Raw genomic sequence first — 15,582 nt, forward strand, 5'->3', positions numbered from 1 at the left:
AATCCGACAGAATGGTTGACCGATGTCCTGAATCGTATCAATGAACACAAAGTAAACGAACTAGCCGATTTGCTCCCTATGAACTGGGCGGAAAAAAATCCGCAAGGGTAGATTGCCGAATGCTTACCTTTTACCGGTAGCCCTTCCGGACTTGGTATCCCAAAGGGATACCGGAACACTTACTTTGGCACTGAATTGTACCATTGATTTACCGATGCGGATACGCCCCAGAACGGGAACTGTTCCGTCTTGTTTCTCCTCATTTCGTTTGAGGTAGAAACTTACTTTTACTTCTGTCATAATTAACTCTTTTACAGATTACAAAATTAACTGTTATAGAGCTAATCAACGTTACGCAAGAAATTGTGATTCAGTGAATAATAAACCGGTTTCAGGCAAAAAGCCTACATAACACCGGCACTATCCGCAATGTATGTCGAAACCTTTCTTCTTTCATGGGAAATCCGCTTTTTGAATACATCTACTGATAAAGAAACTGGTAACGCATTCGTAACGGAAAGTCTTCCGAAATACACAATATTTTGCTTTTTTACTACTTGCAGCGGAGAGAAGATTACTGAAGTTAGCACCAATGGATCAGCCATTTACGCCATTTTATCCGTTTTTGCTTTTTCGGTGCATAGTTTGGTAACGGAACGCTGTCCGTTTTTGGCTTTTTGATGACTTCGGGATGGAACAGGATAAAAAGCAAAAAGCCCGTAAAATGCTAATTTTACAGGCTTTTTGTATTGTTTGTCGCTTGATTGGCAGCGACTTGGCGGTATGGACGGAATATGAACTATCCTCTCAACCGTCAATAAGCCAATATCTTAACAAAGTCCGAAAATCCAGTCCCACAATTTATCCCAAAATCAGACTTCTGTGATTCTCAGCCTTTTGCATTGTTTCAATGAGCGATGGGACAAAGGTAAGGAATGTTTGGGAAATGAGCAAATTTTATCCGACATTTATCCGACATATCCAACATTTACCCGACATTATTGAGTTCATATTTAGCATCTTTATTTGTTCCTGTTTTTATAAAAACGATATTTTCAATTAATGCTTTAATATCTCGCAAAGCTGTTTGTTCTGTTACATTATTGATTTCCTGATATTCACTGTTAGTAATCTTTCCTTTTTCTTTTACATACAAAACGGCTTTTATTTGCCTGTCGTTCAGCCCTAATTTTTGCAGTTGTTCTTCCGTAAATCTGTCTTTGAAAAGCTTAACCATAAAACCGCCCATATCTTCTTCGAGGGTAGGTGTTGGCAATCCTGCCGCTTTACAGGAATTTACAATCTTCATAATTCCACTGCCCCAAGAATCAATGTAACTGCCTTTGAAACACGCCTCTGCAAGTATCGGGTTACGAGGAAATGAGGAGTGCGATTTTGAAAGTTTGTCAAGCGTTATGCCTTCGGGTAAAGTACCGTGATTCCAAAGTTGTAGTTTGTGGTCATAAACACGAAGTTGCGTTGGCGCACCCATATAATTGCGGTGTATCAGGGCGTTAAGCAGCATTTCGCGCAGTGCAGGCACAGGATATTCAAGCGTTTCAACGCGATTCATTCCTTCAAAAGAAATATTTTTGATAAGGAATTTGTAATCGAGTGTGCGTAAAACTTTTTCTAACACTTCAATAACATTGCCTTCTTCTACTTCTTGGAAACGAATTGTAAAATCGTCATCTTCAAACTTGCCGATTTTGACAAAGGTGTTTGGATAAAACTTGCCGGGATCTTTGCCAAAAAGTACGATTGCAGCGCGTTTAAGTTTGCCGTTTTCTGCCAATCGCAGTTTTTCCAAAAGTTCTTCCGTTGTAAGTCCGTCTGCATCGGGCAAACGACCACCTGTTTCGGCTTTTCGCAGATATTTTTTGATTGTATTTTCGTCAATATCTGCTATTGTGGCTCTCTCTTCCGGCATATTATCCCAAGTTTGACCTGCCTTTTTCAACAAAAACTCGCTCAACGCTACGCCTGTGAGTTCCTGTTTTACGCTGCCACTGCGGTAATAATACCTGCCGCGCAGGGAAATAGGCACGGAATAGGACTGCACAACGATTTCAATGTAGTACAGTTCGCCGTCCTGCAAAAGATTGACTTCGGCGGTAATCCCCATATTATTTTTGATTTTGTTGGGAATTTCTTCCATCAGCGTTTTTTGGTCGGGCAAGCCGACAACGGTGGCGGCATCGTTCATCCCGATATTGATTTTGCCGCCTTGCGCATTGGCAAAGCCGCATACCCATTTCAAGTAATCATCGTGCCAACTGCTTTTGTATTCTATGTTTTGTTGTTCGGGCATAAATAATATTTTGTTTTTTATTGTTTTTTTCTTCCTTACAAAATCACATTATTCTTTTTCGTTTCAGGGCAATAGTCGGATTTTTGTCGTACTCCTGTTTGAGTTTATATAAATCCGTTCCCTCTTTAACTATTGCATTACGATAATTTGTATAAAATTCAATGAGTTGGTGGCTCTGTGAATTTGTAAATTGCTCTTTAACAGTTTCCGAAAAATCGTTGTCATGTATTGCCTGTATTACTTTTGCTTTTTCGGTTTCGTCAAGTGTTTGCATACAATTGTTGTAACATTTTCGCCAATTATCTGTTGAATGTTCATACTTTTCTTTCAACGATTCAAAGAAATAACGATATAAAATAAAGGTTTCGGGCATTTCCAATAAATCAAAAAATTCTTCTTCTGTATGTCCAAAGGCTTTATAAAAGAATGATTTGCCACGCCCGATTTTACCCTTTGTACTGTTTAATATGGCTTGTACAGCTCGGATATATTTCCTGTTCCAATGCTCGCCGATATAATCGCGGTTGTGGGAATAATCTATTGCATCGCCTGCCTGTTTGATTATGGGGTGGTACTTCATCGGGAAAGAATAAATACTAATTCCTAATTCTTCGCACAAATCAACATTGATTTTTAGGCGGTTGTACAAGTCAATGGGTTTATCTCTAAAATTATACAGAAGATAGTTTGAAAAATCGCGCATACCTGCGGTAGCACTCATTCGGATTGCTTTTTCGTATTGCGGCTGCGTTTTCATATCATCGAAAGCAACGCGCAACGGTCGCACATTGATTTTTGAAAGCAACTGTACTTTTTCTTCGGTAAAAAGCCGTGCATCAACGCCTTGATTAAAATCTACATATCTTTGGCGTGGCGTGGGGTGAAAATGTTTTTGGTAAATATCTTTGATTTCTTCGTATGCGGCAAGCAAATTTTCTTTCTTGGTAGTTAAAAGTTTGTTGATATGATATTTATCGAAAATGATTTTATAAACCTGATACGATTCGTCGCCTTTCAGTTTTTCGTAAAATTCCATTATCAAACTTTGGGCTTTTCGGATATAGGCGCGGTCGTTAATTCCTTTTTGCAGGTTGTCAATAGAAAGTTCCAACAAATCGGGCTGTGTGAATTTGTCGTTTTTGCCAAAACCACAACCAACAATTTCATTGATAATCTTTTCTAAATCATCAGAAGCCAAAATGTTATTGTCCATTAGCAACAAATCTTTCTGGTCGCCGTAGGTTTCTCTAACTAATGAAACACGTTCTTGCAAAGGAATATAAGGGTTGTATATTGGCTCTAATTTAGGAACTGCACAAAAGGCGCATTTACGAATACAGCCGCGAGTAGTGTAACCATAAAAGGCGTTATTCATTGCGTAGTCATATTCGATTTCGTCTAAAATAGAATAATCAAGTGGTAGGTTATCAATTACTTTGTCATCGCCTTTGTCAAGTTGTCCGGGAATACACAAAATTCCCTTGTGAATGTTGCTTGCCTTAATGTCTGCGGCTTTTGCGATTTCTTGGGCTTGCAGGGTTGCTAACACACCGCCAACCGTCAAGTCGCTTGGCTTTTTGACAAGTTTTTTTGCAAAACGGATTGTGTCAATGGTAATGTTCCAATAAAATGTAAAAAGCGTTGTTACCATAACTCTATCAAATTCAGGCTCTTTTTCCCAAAGACCTTTCCAATAATAATTCCTGTATTCTTCCACTTTTGCGGTTAGCAAAATTTCTATTTCAGAATCGGAAAGTTTGAGTTGCTGCAAAAATTCTTTTTTTCGGTAGCGGATAAAATCAATCAAAATGTCTTTTCGTAAAGCCCAATCAATACTGTTATCTAAATTTGCAAGGGCGACAATGCACTTGTCAGCAATCCGTTCTATAACAAACAGCTTTAAGTCGCCTTTATAAAAAATAACCTCGTACCCTAATTGCTTGTGATAGGTTGAAAGTTTCATCAAGCCAATGGGAGGAAACTTGTTTGAGTAGTTAGGCTCTAATAAAAGGACTTTTTTTCTATTTGGTTTAACTTGTGCCATTATCTGCCTAAATCCTTTATTACTTTTGTTGTCAGTTCGTCAATCAGTTTTGTATGTTGAGAGGGGCAATTATCTCTCAAATACTTAAAAGCGCGTCTGACAATAGCAACTTCCTGTTCGGTATATTTTAGTTTTAAGGTGTCGAATTTATCTAATAAGGGTTTGGGTGCGGTGGAAACAGGCGGATCGGCTACGATTGTTCTGCTGTTTGTTGTGGCTGCCGGAATTGGAACAGGCGGATTTTTGATAATATCTTCCAATTTCTTTTTGTAAATCTCAACAACTTTCAGACCTGCTTCCGATTGGGCTTTTGTGCTGTTTGTTGCATTTTCCAATTTCTTTCGCGCTGTTTCCCACTTTTGTTTTACTTCGGGGACATCTTCGTGTTCGGGGACTTGTTGTATTTCTGCTTTTGCTGCGACAATATCCCTTGCGGCTGTTTTCATTTGGTTTGCCAAATGGTATAACTGATACAAGGTATAGAAATAATCTTTTAACAACCCTTGAAAACGCATTGCTTCGGGTGTTGGGGCTAGACCGTCCCGCGCACTGTTTGGTTTCAGTTTCGGGTGAACGGCGTGAACTTCGCCGTAAAAATATTTGTTGCCTCGCGGCTCTCTGTGAAATTGATTTAGATAATTTTTATCGCCAATCAAAATATTGAGTTTCCGCAAACGGAAACCTCTGTTGTTGTCGGAATCGGGTATTGCCTGCGAAAATTCTGTCAAAGCGTACCAACCCCACGCCAACAAACCGAAATCATCATCTTGGATTTTAAAATATTCCAAACCGTTGATTTTATCGCCTGTGCCTGCAATATTTAGTCCGTATTTTTTGCGTATGTCCGTTTCTTCATTTATGGTTAATTGACAATGCCCTACCTGTTTTTGAAGTTCTACATAATCAGTCGGTACGCTTGTTTGAATAAGGTTGTTTTTGAAAACAAATTGATAATCAATAGGGGCAATCTCTTTTAAATATTCTGAAATGATTTGAGAATTAAGTAATTCAGGGTATTCGGGGCGGACTTCATCAAGCGTTACAATAAAATAATGTTTGCTTTCTTCTTCATCGTGCAATTCCCTTTCAGCAATGGCATCAATAACTTCCGCAGCAGAGCGACGGTCTTTATCATCGTCTAAAATTGCTCTTGCCTTTTCCACATCAAAAGTAATTTCAGAGGCATATTTTTCGCCTTTGAACGAAGTTTTGAATGACAGCTTTTTGCAATAGCCGCCACCTACCAAACGCCCAATGCCAAACTGCCCTGCGGAAGTTTCGCCGTCTTTTGTTGAATCGGCTATATTCAACAAAACGGGTTCAACTTCTTTAACGGAAACGCCTGTGCCGTTGTCGGTTATGGTAATGCGCCGTTGGTCATTGTCGATATTGACAATAATATGCCCATCGTTAAGTTGCTGTAATGTCCCCACCTTAACAGCATCTTTGATAGCATCTCGCGAATTTTGTATGTACTCCCGATAAATAATTTTTGCATCGGGGTACATTAAGAACATAAGTATCTCAATGAGTTTTTTACCTACTACTGATTTGTATTCGTTCATATATTTTCAAGATGTTAGCCGTTAGGAAACTGTTTATAGGTGGGGCGTGGAAATTTGATATTGACAATCGAGCGTAAAGCGGGATTGGAAATGATATACTCGCCCGGCGAAAGCCGTGTCATCATATTTTGATACACTTTCGGAATGTAACGATAATCGGGTTTTGACACTTCGATTGCGTTCGTTCGTCCATAAGCCTGCGTTGCACAGTTGCCTTTCACGCGGTCATGTATGGCACTGCGGAACTGTTCCACACCAAAAAGAATGATACCCAAAGAACGCCCACGTTCTGTGATTTCGAGCAATTGGCGAAGTATGGGTGAATTTTTGGGAACATCGTTCGAGGCATATTTATTCAATTCATCTACAAATAAAATTACTTTATCGGGTATATTGTCGCGGTCGGCTCCGAGTTTCATATCATAGATAGCTCGTGCCACACTTCCGAAAACAAAACTTTGCGTGTTTTCGTCCAATCGGGCAATATCAATCACAAAAACCTGTCCGTTTGTAAGATTGTTTTGTATTTCATCGGTAATATCAACTTCACCGTTTGTAAGCACTTTTGAAAAAACATCGTTTTTGATTGCTTTAATGATACATCGCTTGAATTTTTGCCAACTAACAACCTGAATCTCGCCTTTCTTTGCTCCACCTCTTGATTCCGGCTTTGCTCGTTCGTCCAATTTCTCAATAAACGTACTCCATTTATTTACACCTGCAAAATTTCCATCTTCATTAATTACGCTGTTTACGCAACTCTCCAAAGTGCCTGTACTGTCATCTTCGTCGGCAAGCAACAAGTCCAACTTATCTTGCGATTTCTCAAAAGTAAATTTGTAAGTAAATGCTTTATTGTTTTGTTTTTGGCGTTTTACATCAGCGGGCTGTGCATAAGACTGCACATTTTCCGTTGCCGTGTCTTTGCTGTACGGATAGTAATAGCGGACATTCTTAAATGATTCTGTTGCAAGTTCCAAATCGTTGTAAATTGCTTTGTCGGCTTCGGAAAGTTCGACGTTAGGCTCGTCAATAGCCATAAGGTCGCGCCCTTTGACATTGAAAAAGACAAAGGCGGCACTGCTGCTGTCCTCCAAACGGAATTTATGCTGAATGGCGTTGAGCAAAAACATTGAATAAGAAGTTTTTGCAGCCAATCCCGAAATGCCTGAAATGTTGAGGTGCGCACCTTCTGGACCAATCAAAAAATGTGAGTTTAACTCTACTTTGATTTTCAGTGCCTCGTCGCCCTGATACATTTGCAGATAACCGCACACAAGCGGATTTTTTACTTTGTCCAAGCCGAGCGCAAATTTTATGTCTTCGGCATCGCAAAGCGAAACCTGTCTGCCGTCTAATACCGGTGTATAAACATTTTCGGTATTGCAGACAACATTTGCTTTTACATAATTCATTCCCAAACGATTCATATTACCAATGATAGCGGCGGTGTCGCCGAAATCGCTTGAAATGTAACTTGTAAAATGGCTTGGGGCATCAGTTATGTGATTGATAGTTTCAATCACGCCGTAAGTAACCGATTTTTGTTTGTCGGGGGCAATGTGTTCGACTTTCACAATGTCGAATGGGCTTAAAATACAGCCCTTATCTGTCCAAAAATAAAAGTCCTCTGTGGTTGCTGGGCATTTTTCGGTAGCAGAAACTTTCCCTATAATTTTTGTTGCCATATATCAGAACAAATTTAATATTACACTACTGTCTATATAATGAGACTTGCAAAAGGACTCTGTCAAAAAAACAGGGTACAAATGGTTTGCCCATCGGGTGTCGGCACCAAAACAAACAGGGTACGCCTCACGAATAAGGTTTGCGCTAATTACATCAATTATATCGGTGTCTATGGGTTTGTTTTCGTCTAAAAGCACCATTTCACATTTGACCACATCAGCGAACTGTGTTTCACGAAAATTACGCGATTCTTCTTTTCCGCCTCGCAATCGCAAATACCAAACGGCATAAAAAGCAGAGCCGCCTTTGTGTTGTGATTCGTAGCGGTAAACTTTGGTGCGTTCAAAGGGTTTGAGATTGGCGATTGTCTGCGAAAGTCGGTTGCCCTCGTAATCGGGCAAAAGTTCGGGATCGAACTGTTTGGAAACTCCCACCACTCGTTGATAATTGGCTCGCAGGTTGTTCCATTGTACCACATCAAAACCCAGATTTGAAAAACTCGGATTGTACTCTAACGAGCCATCTTTAATTAACCAACTTTCATCGTTGAGGCAATTATTCTTACAAAGTTGGGCGACAAGCAACTGTTCTTCATCGACCATTTCATTTTGAATGATTGCAACGGCACGGTTTTTATAATTATCCTTGTCTTTATCGCCTGTATTACCATCTGTTTTGTAGAGCAATAATTTTTCAATTTTCAATCCTCTTTCGCGTATAAAAGGAATTTTTGATATTTCGGCGTTAAGCCTTTCGCAATAGGAACGGCAAAAGTTTTCGCCGCTATCATCGTCGTCAAAATCATCAGGCATTGAAAGGACAATTTTACTGCACAGGTCGTATTTTTTGAAGGTGTCGCGGTCTTTGCGCTCACAACAGCCAACAATGATTTGCCCCGCAACAATGGGAAAAATCTTTTTGCCTATGGCAATATCATCTACTTTGTAGGTATGGCGCGAGCCGTCAAGAAAGTATCTAAAAATTGGCGATGGTGCATTGTTGCCGCTTAACATACTGCGCAAAGAAACCGTACCTTGCCGACTTCGGTCTGTTTCAGCAAATACGCTCTTTGTAGTCTGCACAACGGGATTGTCATCATAATTGTACGCGATAGTATCATTGTCGTTGGAATCTAACGACAACTTTTTTGTCTTGTAACATTGGAACTTACCATTGCTCGACTGTTGTATGTAGTCTAAAATCCTGCCCATATACGAAAATCACGCAAAGTTACAATTTTTTGGAGGAATAATTGCCATTTATTCAATCTTTTGTCAATTCTCTTTCAAATTTCTCCGTCAATTCAATAATCATCCTGTTCAAAGCAACCAGTTCTATTGTCGCCTTTTCTAACCGGTATAGCATCGCAAGTGCCATCTTTTCTGTAAAAGCAGTTTTAAGATGCTTAACTACTTGATTGTAATTCACACCGATTGCCCGAAACTGAGAATGGAAAGTTGTCAATCGCATATAGTAATCCATTGCTGCCTTGTCAAATTTTACATACTTGATTTCACGTTTGAGCAGACAGATTTTAATAAATTTTGCTATATCTGCCTTCCAATCCGTTTTATCCAGCATTGCCCGGAATTGTGCGTTTTCAGCATCGTTTAAGCTAAATGAATAGCGATGCGTACATGGGTCTGTCTTTTTCGGGCGACCGCCCAAATTTCTGCTTGTATTCATATTTTCAAATTTATTTGTTCGATTTTATTGTAAAAATGCCGACTTTGGAGGTAATTTCTGCAAGGGGTTTTGCGATGCACAGAAAGTTCTGTGCAGCACAAAACACAACTTGCCATGTGCCAATGCACATAAGCATCTCCGATGCCTAATGTTGAAAAACTGACTGTACACAGTAAATACATTGTACTGATTACATACAGTTTACAGCTTTCGCCACTGTTCCACATCATCCCGATAAGTTTCAAGAAAATTTTGGGAAAGGTTTTCTATCAATCCCGAAACGCTCATGCCATGTTCTCCAAACAGCCTGACAATCCGTTCCAAACTGTCGCGAACTGCAAGGCTGATAAAAACCGGTTTCCGATCCTCAATCTTCGGGGTTTGCATGAATTGCTGCCTGAACTCGTCCAATGCCAGTTTCCTTTGCTTGTTACCTGTTCGCTTGGAATTGTCTGCTTGTATAGTGGGTTCATCGGGAACAGTTATTGCAGTCTGTTCAACCGGTGCAGTTTGTTCCATGAAATCTATTCCAAAATTTTTCTCTGCAATTGAATTTAATAATGCCTGCTCATCAATGTCAGGAACTACTCTACTTTTTGTTGTCATAACACATTTATTTTAATGAGTGAATAAAATCTGTTTAGTAAGTATATCAATCCTGCTACATGCCGCAAAGAAAATTATAATTATTTATATACTAAATACTTGCGATTTGATTGCTGTGATATGCTGCATTTTGCTTTCTATTTATGTTTTCTCTTTTCACAGGCAAAATATTCATTTGTCCTACCTTATCCCGGACAACCCCGGCAAACCCCTGCCACTTGCCGGAACTTTGATAATTAACCGAAGATGTTACTTTATCTTTGAGCCAAAATTCAAAAAATAAGAGTTATGGAAATCATAAATATTGAAGCTCATACATTCGAGGCGATGGTTTCGCGGTTTGAACAGTTTGTAAAACGGATTGACTCACTTTGTGATCATAAAGACAGAGAATTACAGAAATGGCTGGATAATCAGGATGTTTGCCAAATATTGAATATATCGAAACGAACATTACAGACATATCGGGATAACGGCGCTTTGCCCTATTCTCAAATTAACCACAAAATGTACTATAAGCCCGGTGATGTGCAAAAAGTTATGCAATTAATTAAAAACAAGCAATATGGAAAATGAGGTTATTACAAAGGACAATGAAACGGTCAAATCCTTTTTTCTTTCATTGGAAAGAATGTTAGACGGCGTAGAACGTTTGGTATTAAACTGTAAGCCCTCACTCAACGGCGAACGCTATTTGACTGACAGGGAAGTTTCTGAAAAACTGAAAGTCAGTAGGCGAACATTACAGGATTACCGGACAGAAGGCAAGATACCGTATTATCAATTAGGCGGAAAAATCCTATATCGGGAAAGTGATATTGAAAAGATGTTGAATGACAATTATTTTTCTGCTTTTGAATAAAAATATTACCCCATGATTAGGCTAAATATCAGGTTTTTCATACCTTTGCGAAAATTTCTGAACAATAAAAAATATGGGAAAAATTAGATTTTTAATCATGTTATTTATCAGCATTTTGGTAAGCAGTTGTGCAATCCTTAAAGCACCTGTAATCACAAAAAACAGTTCATTGGCTGATTATAAATATGCTTTTATTCCTGCAACAAACAGTTTGACTTCTGGCACAGGAGCCACATATGGAGGACAATATTATTCTTCCAATAAAACTGTTAATCCAAGCGATGTGATTGCAGGAATATTGATGAAAGAAGGCTTTATTTTAGTGCCTGAAGTTAAACCTGAATTAGCAGATAAAACAGTTATTGTCAATTACGGAGAAAGTGGAAGAAGAAATGTTGCTGCTGGTCTTGGTGGTTATACAATAGAAGTGACTATAAATTTTGTTTCTGCAAAAAACTACGAACCTATCTGTTCATGCACAGCAGAAGGACAAGGTTCCACGGAAGCGGATGATATTAGACAGGCAATAACTCGTTGTTTAAAAAGATTATTGTCTGAATAATTATGTAATTCACAAAATTAAAATTCCAACAAAAAATGAATACATTTTTTAAAATAGCATTAGGTTTTGTACTCGGAGTAGTTTGTACTATTGGAGTATTGTTTTTAATTGCAAACACAAAAGAAAATCAATTAAAAGAAGAGATACGAAATCAGTTATTAGAAAATTTGAAACAATCTTTGAACGAGTCAAATGAGGATGAACCAAACAAATATGAACCACGCAACATTCAATCATTTGAACTATCTACAAAAAACGGAATTGTAAAGTTGCATACATATATGCCAAAAGATTCCGTTCAAATACTTATGGGACGTCCTCAATCAACCGATGTAAATGATATGGGTATTTTAGGTATTCGCGAAACTTGGGAATATAAAGGAAGAAATAGATACACCAGTGAATTTACGATAGAGTTCACTGATGGAGAATTGAAATCAGTTCGTCAATACAGAGAATCTTAAAAGAGATTTTTATGTATAACATAACTTTAATTAGCACAACACACAAGGCAATAGGGAATTGCAATGTAGATGAACTACATAAGATTATTGAGAAAATATTCCCCGAAGTAATCTTTTTAGAAGCGGACGAATCTTCTTATACTGATTACGAACGCTGGATATTCTCTCAATTTGGAGTATATCATAAAAGATTAGAAATAAATGCAATTCAAAAATATAGCCATAATCATACTTTTGAATATATTCCTGTACTTGACAATGGATTACATTTATCTGGTGAGTTTGACACAAAAAATAAGATAGCATCTAAATATTCCGAGTGTCAGAGATTGCTTAATAATTATATTTCGTTGGAAAAAGAAGGTGGTTTTCCTTTTCTTAACAGTGAAAAAAGCATTGAATTGCAGGAAGAAATGAGAAAGTTAGAAAAACAGATTTTAAACAATAATGAGATATGTCAAAAAACAGATGAAGGCATAGATGTATATGAGAACTCTATGATGCGTAACATTTACTCTTTTAGTAAGGAAAATTCGTTCAATACTGCGATATTTATGTGCGGAGCAGCACATCGAAAATCTATTATTAAAAAAATACAAGAATATAAAGAAAATGAATTGAATCTAAATTGGAACTTGTATGGTTGTGAAAATGTTTTGTGAAAATTTCTTCTTTTGTTCATTTCACTTCCTTTGAATAGTTCATTTCTTTGTCATCTTGTAAACACCCTCCATAATGAAAGAATAAATAAGACAAGGCTTTTGCCGAAAATACACTTTCTACGAAAGGAAGATTTTCGGCAAAATTTATTTCAGCCTTGACATTTTATTCTGCAATATACCTTTGTTTACAAGAATGATAAAGCCTAATTCAGATTTATTTTCTTTTCATATTACTGCTGACTTTGGCAACAAAGACTTCAAACAATCGGGCAATTTCATATTCGGACATCCAAACCGTTCCATTCTCAGCGGTAATATTTACTCCGTTTTCACTGATTGTTATTCCCCCTCGTTTCATACGGCTTGATTATTAGGTTGATAAACATTTGCAAAACAACTTTCCACATTCGCCATATCCCGCATAATGGAACTGTCCAACACTTTAGCATAATGCTGTGTCATCTTCGTATTGGAATGTCCCAGAATTTTGGCAACATTTTCCATCGACACATTATTGGCAAGAAAAACCACTGTTGCCGCGGTATGTCGGGCCACATGTGTGCTGAGTTTCTTCGTAATCCCACATAAATCAGCAATTTCCTTCAAGTAAGCATTCATTTTTTGATTACTCATTACAGGCAACAGAACATCGTTTTTAATACAGTAGGGATGGTCTTGATATTTTTCAATCAGCCTTTGCGCTACCGATAAAACAGGAATATTGCACATATTTCCGGTTTTCTGACGGTTTTTACGAATCCACATTGCACCGTTATTATCTTTTATCAAGTGATTAGGGGTGAGTTGTTTTACATCAATGAAAGCAAGACCTGTGAACGTACAAAATACGAAAATATCCCTCACTTGCGCCAAACGTGGAATAGAAAAATTCTTGTGTATCAGTATTTCCAATTCTTCCTGTGTCAGAAATTCGATATTTGTTTCTTCGTGCTTGAATTGGATTCCGTAAAATGGGTCTTTCCTAATCCAGTCGTTTGCCAAAGCAATGCGGATAATCTTTTTCAGGTTTTTAAGATGTTTCAAACTTGAATTGTGCTGACATTTCCGCACCGTTTTCAGGTAAAAATCAAAATCATTAATAAATTGGCTGCTTACATCACTCAACAAAATATCATCTTTCCCATAGTTATGCTTCATGTATTCCTGCAAATGGGAAAGCGAAGTGTCAAATTTTTCCACCGTTGATTCCGTAAAATCAATGCCGATTAATGCTCTGCATTTTTTGTTATGTTCCTGATAAACATAAACTAAAGTTCTGCTGTTTTCATCTTTACCGTAGTAACGGTCTTTGATTGCATTGGCGGTTACTGCTTTTCCGTCGATTTCCAATTCTCGGTGGACTTGGTAAATTCTTGCTTTAACCGTTTCAAGGTAATGATTCAATTCCCTGTCCCAATGGTTTTTGCCTGTACTACATTCTTTCGCCTGATTCCACAAACGAATTGGAATACTTCGCTTAATCATGATTTCCGCCACCTGTCCCTGCACGGTAACCCGCATACAGATAGGCGCTTCCCCGTTTTTGAGAAGCTTTGATTTCTTGATAATGTACAACACGCTGAATGTTGATTTTTTTACTCTGTTCATACGCTTGAAAGTTTAATAAATTACTGATACAAAATTACTTTTTCAAGCTCATATAAATATTACGCAAAATACTGAAAAACAGAGAAATAAAACCTAATTCGTGGGACTTTTTCGGGTTTTGGAAAGTCCCACGAATTAACCTGTGAGAATTGCCCCAAAACCCTATATTTTTCATCATTAGAGGATAAAAAGAAAGTCCTGAAAACTTTGATTTTCAGGACTTTGCTGCGATTTGCTTTAATCTATTGCGGTATGGACGGGACTCGAACCCGCGACCCCCTGCGTGACAGGCAGGTATTCTAACCAGCTGAACTACCACACCGTTTTTTTGGTCTTTGGTTGCATCTTTTTTCAAATGCGGTACAAAGATATAGCATATTTTCTATTTTGCAATGTTTTTGGGAATGTTTTTGCAACTATTTTTAATAGTTGCTGATTATAAGGGGATTGTAGAGATGATAAAATGCGCTTGTAGCCTGTTTGGTTACGAACTTGCAGTAAATGAGTGTGGTATAAACACATATTACAATAATATTTTGTAATACAAGCGTTTAATCATAGGCTAAGAATCAGCTTCTACACAAATATACCACGATTGTGGTATTTGCTAAAAGTTGAATATCTAGTACTTTTGTTCTCCAATATCTAAGTATATAGAATATGATTACGACACTTCCTGTTTTTCGAAATATTTTTAACCCTGCATTAGCTGTTAATAGCGCGGTGTCTTCTGTTGGCGGACATCTTGTTGATTCAAAGATAGCCATCAACAACCTGAATGTTAGTATAGGTAATAACCACATACTCAAGAATATCAACCTCGAAATACCCAACAACAAGATAACATGTATCATCGGCCCTTCGGGCTGTGGAAAATCGACTTTGTTGAAAACAATAAACCGCCTGATTGACGACAATGAAAAAGTGAAAGTTGACGGACATATTGTTATTGACGGGGAAGACATTTACGGAAAAAAAGTAGAAGTAACCCACATCCGCAAAAAAATGGGATTGCTATCTCAACGCCCTACCCCGCTGCCGATGTCTATTTTCGACAACATCACATTTGGCTGCAAAATACATGGCGTGAGAAACAAAAAACAACTCAGGCAAATTGTGGAAGATAATTTGCGGGCTGCCGGACTGTGGGACGAGGTGAAAGACCGTCTGCACTCGCCTGCCGCAAGTCTGTCTATCGGGCAACAGCAGCGCTTGTGCCTTGCCAGAGGACTGGCTATTGAACCTCAATTTATATTGGGAGACGAGTCCACCTCGGCTTTAGACCCCATATCGAGTCGCCACATCGAAGATTTGTTTGTGAAACTGAAGGAAAAGTACGGAATAGTTCTGGTTACTCACACCTTGAGGCAGGCATTGCGTATCGCCGACCATGTTATATTTATATATTTGGGCGAGGTGATAGAAAGCGGTTCGGCAAAAGAATTGTTTAATAATCCTAAACATGAACTCACTAAACAATATTTGTCGGGGGTTTTCAGTTAAAGAGATGGATTAGCCGTAAC

17 protein-coding genes, 1 tRNA gene and 1 pseudogene are annotated in these 15,582 nt (G+C 38.2%); 7 read left to right on the forward strand and 12 right to left on the reverse strand.

The features are described 5' to 3' along the window. A partial coding sequence (locus tag ACYPWY_RS10135; RefSeq protein ID WP_459685465.1) for a transposase domain-containing protein occupies positions 1 to 111 on the forward strand: 111 nt, incomplete at its 5' end. 18 nt (positions 112 to 129) lie between these two features. On the opposite strand, the pseudogene ACYPWY_RS10140 reads toward ACYPWY_RS10135, so the two are convergent. The 9 genes and pseudogenes from ACYPWY_RS10140 to ACYPWY_RS10180 form a co-directional block, all read right to left on the reverse strand. Continuing rightward, a pseudogene (locus tag ACYPWY_RS10140) lies at positions 130 to 300 on the reverse strand (Arm DNA-binding domain-containing protein); the annotation flags it as partial. 104 nt (positions 301 to 404) lie between these two features. Further along, on the reverse strand, positions 405 to 605 hold the full coding sequence (locus ACYPWY_RS10145) for a hypothetical protein (RefSeq protein ID WP_459685413.1): 201 nt from the start codon (positions 603 to 605) through the stop codon (positions 405 to 407). A 383-nt stretch (positions 606 to 988) separates the two neighbouring features. Then, positions 989 to 2,311, reverse strand: coding sequence for an ATP-binding protein (locus tag ACYPWY_RS10150; RefSeq protein ID WP_459685414.1), 1,323 nt, complete (start codon positions 2,309 to 2,311; stop codon positions 989 to 991). 43 nt (positions 2,312 to 2,354) lie between these two features. Further along, positions 2,355 to 4,355 (reverse strand): radical SAM protein, encoded by a 2,001-nt coding sequence (locus tag ACYPWY_RS10155; protein WP_459685416.1) that lies wholly within the window; start codon positions 4,353 to 4,355, stop codon positions 2,355 to 2,357. Next, complete coding sequence (locus ACYPWY_RS10160) at positions 4,355 to 5,920, reverse strand: ATP-binding protein (RefSeq protein WP_459685417.1); 1,566 nt, start codon at positions 5,918 to 5,920, stop codon at positions 4,355 to 4,357. Before ACYPWY_RS10160 ends, ACYPWY_RS10155 begins: the two co-directional genes overlap by 1 nt. Before the next feature lie 14 nt (positions 5,921 to 5,934). Beyond that, positions 5,935 to 7,608, reverse strand: coding sequence for an ATP-binding protein (locus tag ACYPWY_RS10165; protein ID WP_459685418.1), 1,674 nt, complete (start codon positions 7,606 to 7,608; stop codon positions 5,935 to 5,937). Positions 7,609 to 7,611: 3 nt separating this feature from the next. Beyond that, positions 7,612 to 8,820 carry a hypothetical protein gene (locus tag ACYPWY_RS10170; RefSeq protein ID WP_459685419.1) on the reverse strand — a complete coding sequence of 403 codons (1,209 nt, stop codon included), beginning with the start codon at positions 8,818 to 8,820 and terminating at the stop codon, positions 7,612 to 7,614. Positions 8,821 to 8,872: 52 nt separating this feature from the next. Continuing rightward, positions 8,873 to 9,295 (reverse strand): conjugal transfer protein MobA, encoded by a 423-nt coding sequence (mobA, locus tag ACYPWY_RS10175; RefSeq protein ID WP_459685420.1) that lies wholly within the window; start codon positions 9,293 to 9,295, stop codon positions 8,873 to 8,875. Positions 9,296 to 9,496: 201 nt separating this feature from the next. Further along, positions 9,497 to 9,901 carry a DUF3408 domain-containing protein gene (locus tag ACYPWY_RS10180; protein ID WP_459685421.1) on the reverse strand — a complete coding sequence of 135 codons (405 nt, stop codon included), beginning with the start codon at positions 9,899 to 9,901 and terminating at the stop codon, positions 9,497 to 9,499. A gap of 288 nt (positions 9,902 to 10,189) precedes the next feature. On the opposite strand from ACYPWY_RS10180, the gene ACYPWY_RS10185 reads away from it, so the two are divergent. The 5 genes from ACYPWY_RS10185 (at position 10,190) to ACYPWY_RS10205 (ending at position 12,451) form a co-directional block, all read left to right on the forward strand. Beyond that, a complete protein-coding gene (locus ACYPWY_RS10185; protein WP_459685422.1) occupies positions 10,190 to 10,477 on the forward strand; it encodes a helix-turn-helix domain-containing protein in 288 nt (95 codons plus the stop codon). Continuing rightward, positions 10,467 to 10,763 carry a helix-turn-helix domain-containing protein gene (locus tag ACYPWY_RS10190; RefSeq protein WP_459685423.1) on the forward strand — a complete coding sequence of 99 codons (297 nt, stop codon included), beginning with the start codon at positions 10,467 to 10,469 and terminating at the stop codon, positions 10,761 to 10,763. The genes ACYPWY_RS10185 and ACYPWY_RS10190 overlap by 11 nt, the downstream gene beginning before the upstream one ends. A gap of 73 nt (positions 10,764 to 10,836) precedes the next feature. Further along, entirely contained in the window at positions 10,837 to 11,325 is a 489-nt protein-coding gene (locus ACYPWY_RS10195; protein ID WP_459685424.1) for a hypothetical protein, read from the forward strand. A gap of 35 nt (positions 11,326 to 11,360) precedes the next feature. Further along, positions 11,361 to 11,789: a hypothetical protein gene (locus tag ACYPWY_RS10200; protein WP_459685425.1), complete on the forward strand. Its 429-nt coding sequence runs from the start codon at positions 11,361 to 11,363 to the stop codon at positions 11,787 to 11,789. An 11-nt stretch (positions 11,790 to 11,800) separates the two neighbouring features. Next, positions 11,801 to 12,451, forward strand: a complete 651-nt coding sequence (locus ACYPWY_RS10205) for a hypothetical protein (protein ID WP_459685426.1) — start codon at positions 11,801 to 11,803, stop codon at positions 12,449 to 12,451. A 214-nt stretch (positions 12,452 to 12,665) separates the two neighbouring features. Here ACYPWY_RS10205 and ACYPWY_RS10210 read toward each other — a convergent pair whose 3' ends face one another. The 3 genes from ACYPWY_RS10210 to ACYPWY_RS10220 form a co-directional block, all read right to left on the reverse strand. Beyond that, positions 12,666 to 12,809 carry a hypothetical protein gene (locus ACYPWY_RS10210; RefSeq protein WP_459685427.1) on the reverse strand — a complete coding sequence of 48 codons (144 nt, stop codon included), beginning with the start codon at positions 12,807 to 12,809 and terminating at the stop codon, positions 12,666 to 12,668. Then, the gene (locus tag ACYPWY_RS10215) at positions 12,806 to 14,059 is read right to left on the reverse strand and encodes a site-specific integrase (protein ID WP_459685428.1); all 1,254 of its coding nucleotides are present in this window, start codon (positions 14,057 to 14,059) and stop codon (positions 12,806 to 12,808) included. Before ACYPWY_RS10215 ends, ACYPWY_RS10210 begins: the two co-directional genes overlap by 4 nt. 248 nt (positions 14,060 to 14,307) lie before the next feature. Continuing rightward, a tRNA-Asp gene (locus ACYPWY_RS10220) sits at positions 14,308 to 14,381 on the reverse strand. A gap of 338 nt (positions 14,382 to 14,719) precedes the next feature. Between ACYPWY_RS10220 and ACYPWY_RS10225 the strand changes: the two genes are divergently transcribed. Continuing rightward, positions 14,720 to 15,562, forward strand: coding sequence for a phosphate ABC transporter ATP-binding protein (locus tag ACYPWY_RS10225; RefSeq protein WP_459685429.1), 843 nt, complete (start codon positions 14,720 to 14,722; stop codon positions 15,560 to 15,562). Positions 15,563 to 15,582: the final 20 nt, after the last annotated feature.

The organism is Viscerimonas tarda, from assembly GCF_054601255.1.

What these genes read in the sequence shown, in the direction of transcription:
- ACYPWY_RS10165 (WP_459685418.1), bottom strand. Translation starts at nt 7,608, where the DNA reads ATGGCAACAAAAATTATAGGGAAAGTTTCTGCTACCGAAAAATGCCCA.
- ACYPWY_RS10145 (WP_459685413.1), bottom strand. Translation starts at nt 605, where the DNA reads ATGGCTGATCCATTGGTGCTAACTTCAGTAATCTTCTCTCCGCTGCAA.
- ACYPWY_RS10205 (WP_459685426.1), top strand. Translation starts at nt 11,801, where the DNA reads ATGTATAACATAACTTTAATTAGCACAACACACAAGGCAATAGGGAAT.
- ACYPWY_RS10195 (WP_459685424.1), top strand. Translation starts at nt 10,837, where the DNA reads ATGGGAAAAATTAGATTTTTAATCATGTTATTTATCAGCATTTTGGTA.
- ACYPWY_RS10170 (WP_459685419.1), bottom strand. Translation starts at nt 8,820, where the DNA reads ATGGGCAGGATTTTAGACTACATACAACAGTCGAGCAATGGTAAGTTC.
- ACYPWY_RS10200 (WP_459685425.1), top strand. Translation starts at nt 11,361, where the DNA reads ATGAATACATTTTTTAAAATAGCATTAGGTTTTGTACTCGGAGTAGTT.
- ACYPWY_RS10155 (WP_459685416.1), bottom strand. Translation starts at nt 4,355, where the DNA reads ATGGCACAAGTTAAACCAAATAGAAAAAAAGTCCTTTTATTAGAGCCT.
- mobA (WP_459685420.1), bottom strand. Translation starts at nt 9,295, where the DNA reads ATGAATACAAGCAGAAATTTGGGCGGTCGCCCGAAAAAGACAGACCCA.
- ACYPWY_RS10185 (WP_459685422.1), top strand. Translation starts at nt 10,190, where the DNA reads ATGGAAATCATAAATATTGAAGCTCATACATTCGAGGCGATGGTTTCG.
- ACYPWY_RS10215 (WP_459685428.1), bottom strand. Translation starts at nt 14,059, where the DNA reads ATGAACAGAGTAAAAAAATCAACATTCAGCGTGTTGTACATTATCAAG.
- ACYPWY_RS10180 (WP_459685421.1), bottom strand. Translation starts at nt 9,901, where the DNA reads ATGACAACAAAAAGTAGAGTAGTTCCTGACATTGATGAGCAGGCATTA.
- ACYPWY_RS10225 (WP_459685429.1), top strand. Translation starts at nt 14,720, where the DNA reads ATGATTACGACACTTCCTGTTTTTCGAAATATTTTTAACCCTGCATTA.
- ACYPWY_RS10190 (WP_459685423.1), top strand. Translation starts at nt 10,467, where the DNA reads ATGGAAAATGAGGTTATTACAAAGGACAATGAAACGGTCAAATCCTTT.
- ACYPWY_RS10160 (WP_459685417.1), bottom strand. Translation starts at nt 5,920, where the DNA reads ATGAACGAATACAAATCAGTAGTAGGTAAAAAACTCATTGAGATACTT.
- ACYPWY_RS10150 (WP_459685414.1), bottom strand. Translation starts at nt 2,311, where the DNA reads ATGCCCGAACAACAAAACATAGAATACAAAAGCAGTTGGCACGATGAT.
- ACYPWY_RS10210 (WP_459685427.1), bottom strand. Translation starts at nt 12,809, where the DNA reads ATGAAACGAGGGGGAATAACAATCAGTGAAAACGGAGTAAATATTACC.